The following is a 13,179-nucleotide window of genomic DNA, read 5'->3' on the forward strand; positions in this document are numbered from 1 at the left end:
TCGATCAAATGACACGAAAATTCCTGTAAAACAAACAAAATCTGTGAAGTTCTCCCAGCTTAAAAGGTCATATGATTGCCCAAGCGCAAGTTTGGAGCAGTAAATGACACACAAGACCGGAACGGCAATCGATCATTTCAAGGCCGTCTTGGACACACCGGATCTCGTTGGGCAACTGCGGGCAGGGCTGATCGGCGAAGGCACGATGATTACAGGTCCGCTCGGTGATCGCGAGATGATCTACGCCGACTATGTCGCGTCCGGCCGGGCGCTGCGCCAGATCGAGGATTTCGTTCTGGAAGAAGTGCTGCCTGTTTACGCCAACTCTCACACCGAGGCGTCCTATTGCGGCAGTGCCATGACACGCATGCGCGAAGCCTCGCGGGCCGAAATCGCGCGCGTCTGCGGCGCGGACGGTTCATACGCCACCATTTTCTGCGGTTCCGGTGCAACGGCCGGTCTCAACAGGCTGGTTCACCTGCTCGGTGTGAGCGAGGCAGTCAGGACGGGCGAGCGGCCGCTGGTTCTCCTCGGCCCCTATGAACACCATTCGGACATTCTCCCGTGGCGCGAAAGCGGGGCAGAAGTCATCGAGATCGGGGAGGACGAGGCGGGCGGTCCCGATCTTGAGGACCTCGAGGCAAGACTATTGGCCTGTGGCAGGAAGAGACTCGTGGTCGGCGCCTTTTCCATGATGTCCAATGTTACCGGCATCGTGACGGACGATCTTGCCGTGACTCGTCTGCTCAGGAAACATGGCGCATTGAGCGTCTGGGACTGCGCCGGCTCGGGTCCGTATCTTCCGATCGACATGCAAAGCGGCACGGACGCGCAAAAGGATGCCGTCGTGGTGTCGCCGCACAAGTTCCTCGGCGGTCCTGCGGCCTCCGGCGTGATGATCGTCCGCAAGGACGCCGTGAGGCGGGATGTGCCGGTGTTCCCGGGTGGCGGCAGCGTCCGCTTCGTGTCTCCCTGGGGCCATGACTACACCACCGACTTGTGCGCACGCGAAGAAGCCGGAACCCCGAACGTGATCGGAGATATCCGCGCCTGCCTTGCCTTTCTTGTGAAGGAAGCCATCGGGCAGGACCTGATGGACGCCAGAAACGCCGCCTGGCGGGGCAAGGCGCTGGCGGCCTGGCGGGAAAACCCGGCGATCGAGATCATGGGCAATCCGCATGCACGCCATGTCCTGCCGGTCTTTTCGTTCCGGATGCGCGATCTTGAGCGCGGCGGTTACATCCATCAGCAACTGGTGACGCGCATGCTTTCGGATGCTTATGGTATCCAGGCTCGGGGAGGGTGTGCGTGCGCCGGGCCTTATGCACACCGCCTGCTTTCGATCGGACCGGACGAATCGGATAGATTGCGCAAGGGCATCCTGGCTGGGCAAGAACTGAAGAAACCGGGGTGGACGCGTTTGAATTTTTCCGTTCTGCTCACCGCGGACAAGGTGGACAGGATCATTTCTGCGGTCGATGACCTCGCACGCTCACCCTATCCGCTTGCGGACTGGTATGAATGCGACCGGGAAACGGCGCGTTTCAAGGCAACCAGAACCGCTGCTTGATGAGGATTTGAAGAAATGTGCCGATGGGCGGCCTGGAGTGGCGCACCGAGATATCTGGAAGAGGTCATTTGCGACCCGGCCCACTCGCTGATCGATCAAAGCCGGAATGCGCTGTCCTGCAAGACGGCCGTCAACGCGGACGGGTTCGGTGTCGCGTGGTACGGCGACAGGGAAACACCGTGTCTGTACAAGGACGTGCGCCCGGCCTGGTCAGATCCGAATCTCCTTCAGATCGCAAGGCATATCCGCTCGGGACACTTCCTGGCGCATGTCCGCGCGTCGACGGGCACGGCAACGACCCGGGACAATTGCCATCCCTTCACCCATGAACGCTGGGCATTCATGCACAACGGACAGGTCGGCGGTTACGAAAAGGTCAGGCGGCGTCTCGACAACATGATCCCGGATGACCTCTATCGGCACCGCATGGGCGGTACGGACAGCGAGTGTCTGTTCCTGGTCGCGCTCGCCTATGGCCTGCGGCTGCATCCGCGCGCCGCCATGGCGCGGGTGGTCCACGAGGCGGAAGCGCTGTCCCGCTACGCCGGAGAAAAACCCCATATGCGCTTTGCCTCCGCATGGTCGGACGGTGAAACGCTCTATGCCGCGCGCTACGCGTCCGACAATCACCCGCCGACGCTCTACTACCGGCAGTTCGACGACGGGGTCATGGTTGTTTCCGAGCCGCTCGACGAAGCGCCCAGCCGCTGGGTTGAAGTTCCACAGGGACACATGATCGAGGTGAAGGACGGCGAGGTTCGGCAGGTCGCCTTTCTGAGCGAGGAACATCTGGTCGACTGAGGGGGCGATCGCACCCCGGCCCGGGCAACCAGGCGTCAGCTCTCGATCCAGTGCCAGGCGGTTTCGATCTCGTCAGTAGAATAATGCATTTCCTCGATGCCGGCGGCTTTTGCAAAGAACGCATCCACAGACACGAGGGCCTGGAGAAACTTGCTGTCGGCAACGATGGCGACTTTCCGCAAGTGACGCATGTGGGTCAGCATCCACTTGATATCGGAGGCGGCGGCCTCGAATGAAACGCTGACCTGATCTCCGAGCACGACCAGAATGCTGATCTTCTCGTGTTCCGCAATCAGCTTTTCAGCTTTGCCGGTCAGCTCGTTTTCCTGACCAATGTCGAGCTTGCCGGAGATCTCGACGCCGAGAACCGGACCGTTGCTGCGCGGGAGGATCTTGTACATGGCACCATCCTTGAACCGGGGCTTTTCTTCCTGACCGGCCGCCAGCTTAGGGCACGCGTTTCCCAGCAATCAAGGGCACGCGGTCGTGCGCTGCTCAGCCGTTTCTGTCTTGAGCTTCTGAAACCAGCGCGCGTGTCCGGGCATCAACGATCTCCCGGATTTGCCGCGTCAGCGGAAACTGTTCCGTTCGGGAGGTTCCGTAGGTCAGGTTGAAGGCGTGAAACTCGGCGCTCTGCGGCGGCATCAGGTGATGCTGCAGGATCGTCTCCAGCTTGTCGAACGCCTTTGCCAGCCGGGCCTCGGCAGTCGCTGCTCCGGCATATTCATCCCAGAGGCTGAGAAGATCCTCGCTGATGTCTTCAGGAAGACCGTTGCACAGGGTCTGAAAGTCCTGCCGCTCGCGCGCTTCCCGGTCGTCGCCGTCCTGCTGAAGCGGTGCCGGGATGTCACCGGAGATCGCTTCGCCGAGGTCATGCACCACGCAAAGTTTCACCAGCTTGAGCAGATCGATCCCGTCCAGTTCCTTCTCGAACAAAAGGACCATGAGCGCCAGCCGCCAGCTATGCTCGGCGGTGCTTTCCGGCCGTCCCTTGCGCGTCGAGCCGGATCGGATCGTGTCCTTCAGCCTTTCGGCTTCCTGCAGGAAGGTCAGGATGCCGGCAAGCCTTTGCGGCGCCATCGTGTCCGCCGGGAATTTGGGAACGTCTTGGGTCATGCCGGTGATCGTAACCGCTTGAACGGGACGTTGCGATGCCCTGAATAAATTATGCGGGCGTGGAAATCTCGTCGCGGACAAGGCGCGCAAATCGTCCGTCGGACAGGGCAAGCCGCGAAATGCGGATCCGGCTTTCGGGGATGGTCAGTTCCGCGAATTCGGCGCGCTCTGTCTGGTAGACGATGTCGGGACCCAGCGGTTCGAACCAGCCGCTGTTCGCCAGACCGTCCTCGGCCACTCTTATGCCCTTGGACGCAAACCGCCACAAAGGCGTGTCGATGAGGTCGGAAACCGAGACTCGCCAGTCTTTCGTGCGGGCAGGCGAGGCGGCGAGCAGCCTGTGTGTCAGGTCACACACGAGATGAACGGGTGTTGCGGCCTGCGTCACGAGATCCAGCAGGGCTCGGTCCGCTGCCGTCTCGGGCCGCGCGCGAAGCAATTTCGTGATCTGCTGCCGCTCGAACCCATCCGGTTCTGCCTGTCCGCTTTCCCAGCGCGATATCCTGCTTTGGGACACGCCGAGATCCCGGGCCAGGGCTTGCTGCTTGACCCGGTTGAGGACGCGCCACCGGCGCAAGGAAGGGCCGAGGCTGGAGGAGAGAACGGCGGTTTCGGTTGTCATGGTCACAGTGTACAGCCGCTTGCCCTAAAGCGGGAGTGGCAATCGCGGCAATCAGACCGATTTGAAGGCCCGGCTGGAGATCTGGAGAGCATTTCCGTCCGGGTCCTTCGCATTGGAAAAAGCTTACCCGTCCGCCTTGTGAATGGTTCCGAATTTCAGGCCCTTCTTTGCGGCCTGTTCCCGGAACGCGGCAACATCCGTGACATCGAAGACCAGCTTGACGGCAACCTGACCCAGTTTTTGCGCCTTTCCGGCCCTGTGGAGCAAGAGGTGCGCCCCGCCATTTTCCGGAACCAGTTCGGTGATGCGGTCCGTCGGTGTCGTCACCGCCCTGAACCCGAAGAAAAACGCATAGAACGAGGCGCTGATATCCACGTCGCGCACATAAAGGATGATTCGATTGAGCCCTGCGGACACAGTCACGCCGCTACAGGAGGGGGCACTCAGATCGCTGTCGCTCATTTCCGGAGTTCGCCTTGTGTGAACGCGATGGACGGATCGGATGAGTGTTCGATGCCGTCGATCCCGATCTCCACCCAGGGATGCTTGCGGTGTTCGTAAACCGAAAACCGTGGCGCTGGAAACGAAGGATCTGCAAACGCGCCGACGGGAATGGCGGTGACACCCGGCCAGCCCTCGATGACGAAGGCGAGGGTCGACCCGCACACCGGGCAGAAACGATAGGTGGCGACATGACCGCTGTCGCAGTCACGGTTCCATTCCTTGAAATCGCCTGCCAGGCGGACATTTTCGTCGCGCCAGCGCGCCTGCACCGCGAAAACGCTTCCGGTCCGCTTCTGGCATTCAAGGCAATGGCAGGCAGAAATGCGCACAGGCTCGCCGCTGCACTCGGCACGCAGCTGTCCGCACCTGCACGTTGCCGTTCGTGTGCTCATCGGTTGGCCTCCGTTTCGGTCTGCTCTCAAGCAAAGCACCGGCACGCGAGGCGCACAATAGGTCTCGCGCAGAAGAGACCTATCGATATTTTTCAATAAACGCGTCGATGGAAAGCTCCCGGAAGTCCGGCAGACGCTCCTTCAGCGCGGCGTGCGGCCAGTCCCACCAGCAGATGTCCATCAGCGCCTGTTCCTGCCGTTCGCTGAAGCGTCGCTTGATCGGTTTGGCGGCGACACCGCCGACAACCGTATAGGGGGCAACGTCTTTCGACACGACCGCGCCCGCGGCGATGATGGCACCCGTGCCCACCGTGACCCCGGCAAGCACGGTCGCATTGTGGCCAATCCACACATCGTGTCCGATCGTCACCCAATCATCCTTGCGCCACTGAAAGAAGCCGGCATCGTCCTCACCGAGGTCATAGGCCGCGGCGCGATAGGTGAAATGGTGCTGGGACGCGCGCCAGATCGCGTGATTGCCCGGATTGAGGCGCACGCGCCGCGCGATGGAACAGAACTTTCCGATGCTGGACCAGACCACGTCACCGTCCTGAACGATGTAGGAATAATCGTCCATCTGGCTTTCGCGCATTTCTGTACGTGCGCCAACCTCCGTCCAGATCCCGAGTTCGCAGTTCAGAACCTTGGCTTCGGGATGAATATTCGGAGCCTCGCTCAGCGAAGGTTTTTGTGTGGGCGCGGACATCTGGTCTCCATCGGAATTGATCAATACGGGCTGTGTTTCTAGCGGGCCGGAGCGCCTCTCAAGTGAAGTTTTGATGACAATGCCATGACGAATTGCGTCAGTTCCCATGTGCATACACCGTGGAAAACAGGGAGTGCCTGTTTTTGCGGCGGAAGGGGGAAAGGTGCATTGCCTCAAAAACAGGCGGTTTGTGTGCAAGGTTTCGGCCGTTCAATCCACGAAGGAAAATAGGAAAAAAATATTACCCGTCTAATTTACGCTCACGACGAGTGCCTCCATGTCACTGAAAAGACATAAATTCTTAGCGTGAACGTCAAGAACCTGTCATCTGACTGTAATCGACCAATGGCTCTTTCCCCCGGGCGCTAAGCATTTTAACGGACAGGGCTGTCGGGTGATTGAATTCCAGAATGTAACCAAGACCTTCGGGTCTCGGACTGCTGTTAACAAGGTCAGTTTTAACATCTGCAAGCCGCAGATGGTTGGCATTATCGGCCGGTCCGGCGCGGGCAAGTCGACCCTGCTGCGGATGATCAATCGGCTGACGCCGGCAACGTCCGGGGAGATCCTGTTTGAGGGCAGGGACATTCTTCGCCTGAAAGGCGCCATGATGCGCCGATGGCAGCGCGACTGCGCCATGGTGTTTCAGCAATTCAACTTGGTTCCGCGTCTCGATGTCGCCACCAACGTGATGCTGGGGCGTCTGAACGGCCACGGCACGATCAAGAGCCTGTTCAACATTTTCAGTGCCGCAGATGTCGCTGATGCCCTTGAGGCCCTCGACCGCCTCGGCATCGTCCAGGAAGCGACGAAGCGCGCCGAGGAACTGTCCGGTGGCCAGCAGCAGCGCGTCGCGATTGCCCGCGCGCTGATGCAGAACCCGCACATGATCCTCGCCGACGAACCGATCGCATCGCTCGATCCCATGAACGCGAAAATTGTCATGGACGCCCTGCGCGAAATTCACGAGCGCGACAACAAGGTGGTCATCTGCAATCTGCACACGCTCGACACCGCCCGCAGCTATTGCGACCGCGTGATCGGAATGCGTGACGGTTTCATCGTTTTCGACGGCAAACCGGAAGAACTCACGACAAATGCAGCCCGCGAGATCTACGGCGCGGACGAAAGCTTCAACGAGGCAGCCACATCCACTGCCATCGATGCCGGCAACCCCGGCGCTCAAGAATCCGCCGGTGCGATGACCCCGGCGGCAGCGGCGGTTTGAACCGCCCGCGCACCTAATAACGTCATCGGATTCAGTCTCTCGGGGAGTGTCCCAAATGAAAATCGTATCCAAAGTTGCTGCGCTTGCCGCTGTCAGCATGATCGCGCTGAACGCTTCGGTTGCAGGTGCAGAAGAAATCACCGAATTCCGCATCGGCATTCTTGGCGGCGAAAACGCCTCCGACCGCCTGCGCGCTTATGAGTGCCTGGAAGAAAAGACCGCTGACCTTCTCGGCGTTCCGGTCAAGCTCTTCGCGCCCGCCGACTACAACGGTGTGATCGAAGGCCTGCTCGGCGGCAACCTCGATCTTGCCTGGCTCGGTGCATCCAGCTACGCCAAGGTTCACCTGACCGATCCGGAAGCCGTTGATCCGGTTCTGGTCAAGGTCAACGTTGACGGCGGCTACGGCTACTACTCCATCGGTTTTGCCCGCAATGACAGCGAAATCAACTCGCTGGAAGACATGAAAGGCAAGGTTTTCGGTTTTGGTGATCCGAACTCGACATCGGGCTACCTGATCCCGTCCATCGCCATCCCGCAGGAAGGCTACTCGATGGAAGCTGGAGATTACTTCGGCGACGTCGTCTTCACCGGCGGTCACGAACAGACCATCGTTGCCGTTTCCAATGGTGACATCGATGCAGGTGTGACCTGGGCGGACGGTCTTGGCGAATGGGAAGACGGTTACAACTCCGGTGCTCTGCGCAAGGCATCCGACGCCGGTCTGGTCGACATGACCGAATTGCGCCAGATCTGGCAGTCCCCGGTGATCCCTGAAGGACCGATCGTTCTTTCCAAGAAGCTGCCGGAAGACGTCAAGATCAAGATGACCGGCCTGATCGCGTCCCTGAATTCCATCGATCCTGACTGCGCCTACAACATTGCAGCTGGTGAGACGAAGGGCTTCATGCCGATCACACACGAAGCTTACGTGAACATCGTTGAAGCCCGTAAGGCCAAGAACAAGAACTAAGGTTCGAATGAACCAGGACACGGGCCGGTTGCCGGCCCGTGTTTTCTTCGGTCAACGCGTTGATTTCACTTCAGGTTCAAGCAAGGAACCGGGCCGAGATCCAGTGCTCACAGGACCGTTTTTGAAAACCGTCACCCCTGCGCCTGTGGTTACCGGATCTCTGCCGTAGTCCTTGCCTGCTAGGGCGGGTGCAGGGGTTAAGAGACCAAGACCGCTCTGGGCAGCACGACGCTGCCAACATGCCAGAATTCGTTCACAGAAGGCTCCTAGAACATGGCCGTTGCCGCTCTCGAACAGGAAATCCTGATACTGCGCAAGCGCCGCCAGCTGTACTCGCTGATCGGGTTGCTGCTTGTCGTTGCAGTGCTTGTTTCCGGTTTTTCGAAATCCAACGAGATGAATTCCGGCGGCTTCCTGCAGGGGCTTTCAAAGTTCTTCGACTATCCCGGCGAAATTGTTGCCGAAGCCTGGCAGGCCGGGCCCGCATTCTTCGGGCTCATATTGACCTTTGTCCCGGCAATGCTGGAGACGTTGAACATAGCCGCGGTCGCAACGCTTCTGGGAGGTGCAATGGCGGTCGTGCTGGCCATGGCTTCCACGCGCAATGTCGACAGTTGGGGACCTCTCATCCCGGTCGTTCGCCGCGTCATGGACATCACAAGAGCGTTTCCAGAGCTGATCATCGCTCTGTTCCTGATTTTCGTTCTCGGCTCCAGTCCCGTGCCGGCAATGATCGCGGTTGCGGTCCACACGGCGGGTGCTCTCGGAAAACTCTTTTCTGAGGTCAATGAAAACATTGATCGCAAGCCGATCGAAGGTTTGTCTGCCTGTGGTGCCAGTTGGCTGCAGCGCATCCGCTATGCCGTGATGCCTCAGGTCGCCCCGAATTACCTGAGCTATTTTCTGTTGCGGCTCGAAATCAATGTGCGCGCCTCGGCCATCCTCGGCTTTGTCGGCGCGGGCGGTATCGGCCAGGAGCTCCGCCGCACGATCGGCTGGGGTCAGGGCGCAGGGGACGAAACAGCTGCGATCTTCGTGCTTCTGTTCTGCACGATCATGATGATTGACCAGGTCTCGTCCTACCTGCGTGGCAAACTCGTTGGCTCCGGCCGCGCACATTGAGGAACTTCGTTATGGCTGTCGACACGCTCAATGAACCTGTTTTCGACCGCGACACTGTTTTCCGCAATGTGCGCCGCCGGGCCTGGCTCACCATCGGTGCGCCGTTGGCGATCGTTCTTTACCTGACCTACACATGGTTCGCCTTTGGCGTGCCCGAATTGCTTTCAAAAGCGCAGCCCGAAAGAGCGGTTATCCTGGCGACCGACAGTGTCGCCTACAAGGTTCATGTCACCAAGCTTTTGCGGCGCGACATCATGGAGGTCGCCATCGAGGGGGAGCGCCGGGCGACCTACGCTCAGGAGGACCTGCCCGAATGGGTCGACGTTGACGGCACGAATGCGATTGTCGATCTCGGCGACGGTTACGAAGTGGCGATAACCGGCAAGGTGATGGAGTTCACCGTTCCCGACTACGGCACCATAAAGGTCACGGCAACAAATAGCGGCGTGACAACCGAATTGCCGCCCGGTCCCGTTCCGGAATGGCTCAAGGACGATCCGAGAAAGTTCGATGCCCGTCCGACACTTGATCGGCGCGTTCAGGTGACGAAAACCAAAATTGAGGTGCACAACTACTTCGGCGGCTGGGAAAACTTCTGGTTTTCTTTCCAGTCCGAGCTGCACGGCATGTCCTTCAGCCAGCTCTGGGCCATCGCGCTCTCCAATGAACGCATCGATCCGTCGCAATCCAACATGTCGCTGATCATGCACGACTTTCTCGGAAATCCCGACTGGCAGCACGGTGAGGTTTTCACCGCACTCTTTGAAACGATCATGATGGCTGTTCTCGGCACGCTCATCGCTGCGTTTGTCGGTTTGCCCCTGGCGTTTCTGGCCGCACGAAACTTCACGCCGTCTCTCCTGCTGCGTTTCGGCACGCGCCGCCTTTTCGACTTTCTCCGAGGCATCGACATGCTGATCTGGTCCTTGATCTTCATTCGCGCCTTTGGTCTCGGACCGTTGACCGGAGCGCTTGCAATCGCATTCACCGATACCGGCACCCTCGGCAAATTGTTTTCAGAAGCGCTTGAAAACATCGACAACAAGCAGGTGGAGGGCGTCCGGGCGACGGGTGCCAGCCAGATCCAGCGCTACCGTTTCGGTGTCATCCCACAAATCCTGCCTGTCTTCGTGTCCCAGGTTCTTTACTATCTGGAATCCAACACCCGCTCGGCGACCGTGATCGGCGCGCTCGGGGCAGGGGGCATCGGTCTGATGCTTGTCGAAACCATGAAGACGTCCCGTGACTGGGAAAATACGAGCTACATCATCATCCTGACGATTCTGGTCGTCATCATGATGGATCAGGCCTCGGGATGGCTGCGCAGGAAGCTGATCGAGGGCAAATAGGAAAAACGTGTCCGTCCATCGGTTCATGTAACGGCTTGCGCAAAGCGCAGCGCTGTGGTCGCCTGTCAGCCACGAGGAGGCGGCCACCATGCAGGCTCATGTCGGATTGTTGATCGTGGATGTCCAGGCCGGTTTCGTCGGCGCAGGGACGGACCATGTTCCGGGTATCGTCGAGGATCTGCAGCAGAACTATAGCCACGTCGCCGCTTCCCGTTTCGTCAATCACGAAAACTCGCCGCATCGCCGGTTTCTGGACTGGAACAGGTTTCTGCCCGGCACCGGCGAAGTCGAGCTTGCCTTCAGGCCCGGCTCCAACGCCTTCGTTTTCGACAAGCCGCACTATTCGGCGGTCTCCTACGATTTGCTCAGATGGGTTCATCTCAATGGCCTGTCCGAAGTGCATCTGTGCGGGATCGACACGGAGATCTGCGTGCTGACGTCCGCCACGGCGCTGTTTGAGGTCTCGATCAGGCCCGTCGTCCTGGAATGGGCTTGCGCTTCCGGCGGGGGCGGGAAGGAAGGCCACGCCGCCGGGCTGATCGCCTTGAAACGGCTGATCGGACGTCAGAATGTGTGGGCCGACAGCTCCGGAAGACGGTTTTTCGGCGAATGAAGGGCCCGCACAGCGCGAATTCGGAACCGGGATTTGCAGCTCTTGTGGGATTAAGTGCGCTCCCATCCCTTTTTCGCCGCATTTCCATCGTGCGATAATCAAAACATCTCGCAGAGGAATCAATGCTCTTGGAGGGGCTCATGCCGGGATTTGGGTTGAAAAGACTGGCGCTGATTGCGCTCGGGTCGGGTCTTGTCTGGACCGCCGGCTCGCAGAACGCCTTTGCCATTGAAAGCTGCGTCGCATCGCTGAAACGGGAAGCGGTTTCCGCAGGCGTTCGGCCGGAGGTCGCCGAGCGAATGCTCAAGGGGGCATCTTTCGATGAGAAGGTGATCCGGTTTTCCACGTCGCAGCCGGAATACAAGACCGAAATCTGGGACTACATGGCCTTCCTTGTCGATGCGGAGCGGATCAAGGACGGCAAGAAAAACCTCCGCAAGCACCGCCAGACCCTCTCGGCGATCGAAAAGCGCTACGGCGTCAACCGCCACGTCGTTCTGGCCGTCTGGGGCATCGAGAGCGATTTCGGCCAGTTCAAGGGGGATTTCTATACGCCCCATGCGCTTGCCAACCTGGTCTGCGCCGGAAAACGGCGGCAGAAATATTTCCGTGGCGAACTCATCAAGACCTTGCAAATTGCCTCGCGCGGGGACGTTCCCGTCAATGATTTCCAGGGGTCCTGGGCCGGCGCATTCGGTCAGACCCAGTTCATGCCCAGCACCTACAACAGCCTGGCGGTCGATTTCGACGGAGACGGCCGCAAGGACCTGGTCAATTCCGTTCCCGATGCCCTGGCATCGACGGCGAATTTCCTGAAAAACGCGGGCTGGAGAGACAGTCGTGCCTGGGGCTACGAGGTCAAGGTGCCGTCCGGCTATTCGGGACCGACAGGCCTCAAGAAACGCGCCTCGCTGTCAACCTGGGGCCAGCGCGGTTTCAAGAAGGTCGGCGGCGGCAGCGTCTCGGGCAAGACCGAGGCGGCTCTGATCCGCCCGGCCGGAGCGAACGGCCCGGCTTTCCTGGTCACGCGCAATTTCAACGCCCTGCGGTCCTACAACGCGTCGACATCCTACGGTCTTGCGATTGCGCTCCTGTCTGAACTCGTTGCAGACGGCGAACCGTTCAAAACGCCCTGGCCGACGGACAATCCCGGCCTTTCGCGGGCACAGCGCCTTGAATTGCAGAAGCTTCTCAACAGGAACGGCTTCAATGTCGGGGAACCTGACGGCAAGGTCGGACCGCTGACCCGTGCGGGCATCCGCAAGGCCGAAGCCAAGTATGGCTTGCCGGTGACCGGACGGCCGTCGTGGAACGTCTACAGCGCGCTCGGCGGAAAATAGCCGTGTGTCAGGTGCGCCGTGCGCCGGGAACGCAGGGTTGAGAAGGCCTCTCCCGTGATTTATGTCGTATTGCACCATTGTTTTGTTGCGCTGCGAAAACTTGCGTCGCACAATGCAGGTCTCATTCTGGAGAAGTGCGATGTCAGGCCGAATATTGACAGTAGCCCAGCAAAAGGGCGGATCCGGCAAAACCACGCTGGCGGCTCACCTTGCGGTTGCGCTCGCCAAACACTCAGGCGAGCCGGTGGCGATCCTCGACGTCGACCCGCAAGGATCACTCGGAACCTGGTTCGAAGCGCGTGAGGCAACCCTGGGGGAAGACGAGACCGGACTTGAATTCCGCACGGCGTCCGGCTGGGGCGCACGGCGCGAGGCGCGGTCTCTGGCACGGTCGCACGGTTATGTCGTCGTCGACACGCCGCCCAAGACGGATACCGATGCGAAACCCGCGATCGACGCGGCGGATTTCGTCATTGTGCCGGTCCAGCCGACCCCGGTCGATCTGTGGGCGACGTCCCAGACAATCGATCTTGCCAACCGGGAGAGCACGCCGGCGCTGCTCGTCTTGAACCGGGTACCGCCGCGCGCTTCGCTGACGGGAGAAATGGCGGAAGCGATCGCCGAGTCGGGCTATGAGACATTGAACGCGCGACTCGGCAACCGAACCGTATTTGCCTCCGCGATGGGGAGGGGCATTGCAGTGACCGAGGATGCGCCGTCCAGCAAGGCGGCGATCGAGGTTGCCTCGCTGATTGACGAGTTGCTCGACCGGATCGGCTGAGGTCCGTTCTCCACGGTTCCAGACTAAATTTGCCTTGTCCTTGTCACGTTCCGGTGCCTTGA

15 protein-coding genes are annotated in these 13,179 nt (G+C 59.8%); 9 read left to right on the forward strand and 6 right to left on the reverse strand.

The window, feature by feature from the left end:
* Window positions 1–103: 103 nt before the first annotated feature.
* Together ACO07N_RS18300 and ACO07N_RS18305 are read left to right on the forward strand one after the other, a co-directional pair.
* Complete coding sequence (locus ACO07N_RS18300) at window positions 104–1,570, forward strand: aminotransferase class V-fold PLP-dependent enzyme (RefSeq protein WP_421982402.1); 1,467 nt, start codon at window positions 104–106, stop codon at window positions 1,568–1,570.
* A gap of 15 nt (window positions 1,571–1,585) precedes the next feature.
* The gene (locus ACO07N_RS18305) at window positions 1,586–2,371 is read left to right on the forward strand and encodes a class II glutamine amidotransferase (RefSeq protein ID WP_421982403.1); all 786 of its coding nucleotides are present in this window, start codon (window positions 1,586–1,588) and stop codon (window positions 2,369–2,371) included.
* Window positions 2,372–2,406: 35 nt separating this feature from the next.
* Here ACO07N_RS18305 and ACO07N_RS18310 read toward each other — a convergent pair whose 3' ends face one another.
* From ACO07N_RS18310 to ACO07N_RS18335, 6 genes are all read right to left on the reverse strand, one after another.
* Window positions 2,407–2,772, reverse strand: a complete 366-nt coding sequence (locus ACO07N_RS18310) for an STAS/SEC14 domain-containing protein (RefSeq protein WP_421982404.1) — start codon at window positions 2,770–2,772, stop codon at window positions 2,407–2,409.
* 94 nt (window positions 2,773–2,866) lie between these two features.
* Entirely contained in the window at window positions 2,867–3,487 is a 621-nt protein-coding gene (locus ACO07N_RS18315) for an HD domain-containing protein (protein ID WP_421982405.1), read from the reverse strand.
* Window positions 3,488–3,536: 49 nt separating this feature from the next.
* Complete coding sequence (locus ACO07N_RS18320; protein WP_421982406.1) at window positions 3,537–4,109, reverse strand: helix-turn-helix domain-containing protein; 573 nt, start codon at window positions 4,107–4,109, stop codon at window positions 3,537–3,539.
* 123 nt (window positions 4,110–4,232) lie between these two features.
* Window positions 4,233–4,571, reverse strand: coding sequence for a VOC family protein (locus ACO07N_RS18325; protein WP_421982407.1), 339 nt, complete (start codon window positions 4,569–4,571; stop codon window positions 4,233–4,235).
* On the reverse strand, window positions 4,568–5,005 hold the full coding sequence (locus ACO07N_RS18330; RefSeq protein ID WP_421982408.1) for a GFA family protein: 438 nt from the start codon (window positions 5,003–5,005) through the stop codon (window positions 4,568–4,570). The genes ACO07N_RS18325 and ACO07N_RS18330 overlap by 4 nt, the downstream gene beginning before the upstream one ends.
* A 79-nt stretch (window positions 5,006–5,084) precedes the next feature.
* Window positions 5,085–5,711: a DapH/DapD/GlmU-related protein gene (locus ACO07N_RS18335; RefSeq protein WP_421982409.1), complete on the reverse strand. Its 627-nt coding sequence runs from the start codon at window positions 5,709–5,711 to the stop codon at window positions 5,085–5,087.
* 394 nt (window positions 5,712–6,105) lie between these two features.
* On the opposite strand from ACO07N_RS18335, the gene phnC reads away from it, so the two are divergent.
* The 7 genes from phnC (at window position 6,106) to parA (ending at window position 13,117) form a co-directional block, all read left to right on the forward strand.
* Entirely contained in the window at window positions 6,106–6,939 is an 834-nt protein-coding gene (gene phnC, locus ACO07N_RS18340) for a phosphonate ABC transporter ATP-binding protein (protein WP_421982410.1), read from the forward strand.
* Between the two features lie 55 nt (window positions 6,940–6,994).
* Complete coding sequence (gene phnD, locus ACO07N_RS18345; protein ID WP_306145461.1) at window positions 6,995–7,912, forward strand: phosphonate ABC transporter substrate-binding protein; 918 nt, start codon at window positions 6,995–6,997, stop codon at window positions 7,910–7,912.
* Window positions 7,913–8,185: 273 nt separating this feature from the next.
* Window positions 8,186–9,034, forward strand: a complete 849-nt coding sequence (gene phnE / locus ACO07N_RS18350; protein ID WP_421982411.1) for a phosphonate ABC transporter, permease protein PhnE — start codon at window positions 8,186–8,188, stop codon at window positions 9,032–9,034.
* Between the two features lie 11 nt (window positions 9,035–9,045).
* A complete protein-coding gene (phnE, locus tag ACO07N_RS18355; protein ID WP_421982412.1) occupies window positions 9,046–10,383 on the forward strand; it encodes a phosphonate ABC transporter, permease protein PhnE in 1,338 nt (445 codons plus the stop codon).
* Between the two features lie 88 nt (window positions 10,384–10,471).
* Window positions 10,472–10,996: an isochorismatase family cysteine hydrolase gene (locus ACO07N_RS18360; protein ID WP_421982413.1), complete on the forward strand. Its 525-nt coding sequence runs from the start codon at window positions 10,472–10,474 to the stop codon at window positions 10,994–10,996.
* 140 nt (window positions 10,997–11,136) lie between these two features.
* A complete protein-coding gene (locus ACO07N_RS18365) occupies window positions 11,137–12,336 on the forward strand; it encodes a lytic murein transglycosylase (protein ID WP_319386831.1) in 1,200 nt (399 codons plus the stop codon).
* Window positions 12,337–12,475: 139 nt separating this feature from the next.
* Window positions 12,476–13,117 carry a ParA family partition ATPase gene (parA, locus tag ACO07N_RS18370; protein ID WP_421982414.1) on the forward strand — a complete coding sequence of 214 codons (642 nt, stop codon included), beginning with the start codon at window positions 12,476–12,478 and terminating at the stop codon, window positions 13,115–13,117.
* The last annotated feature ends 62 nt before the right edge of the window (window positions 13,118–13,179 follow it).

The organism is Roseibium sp., from assembly GCF_965229775.1.
GTDB lineage: Bacteria > Pseudomonadota > Alphaproteobacteria > Rhizobiales > Stappiaceae > Roseibium.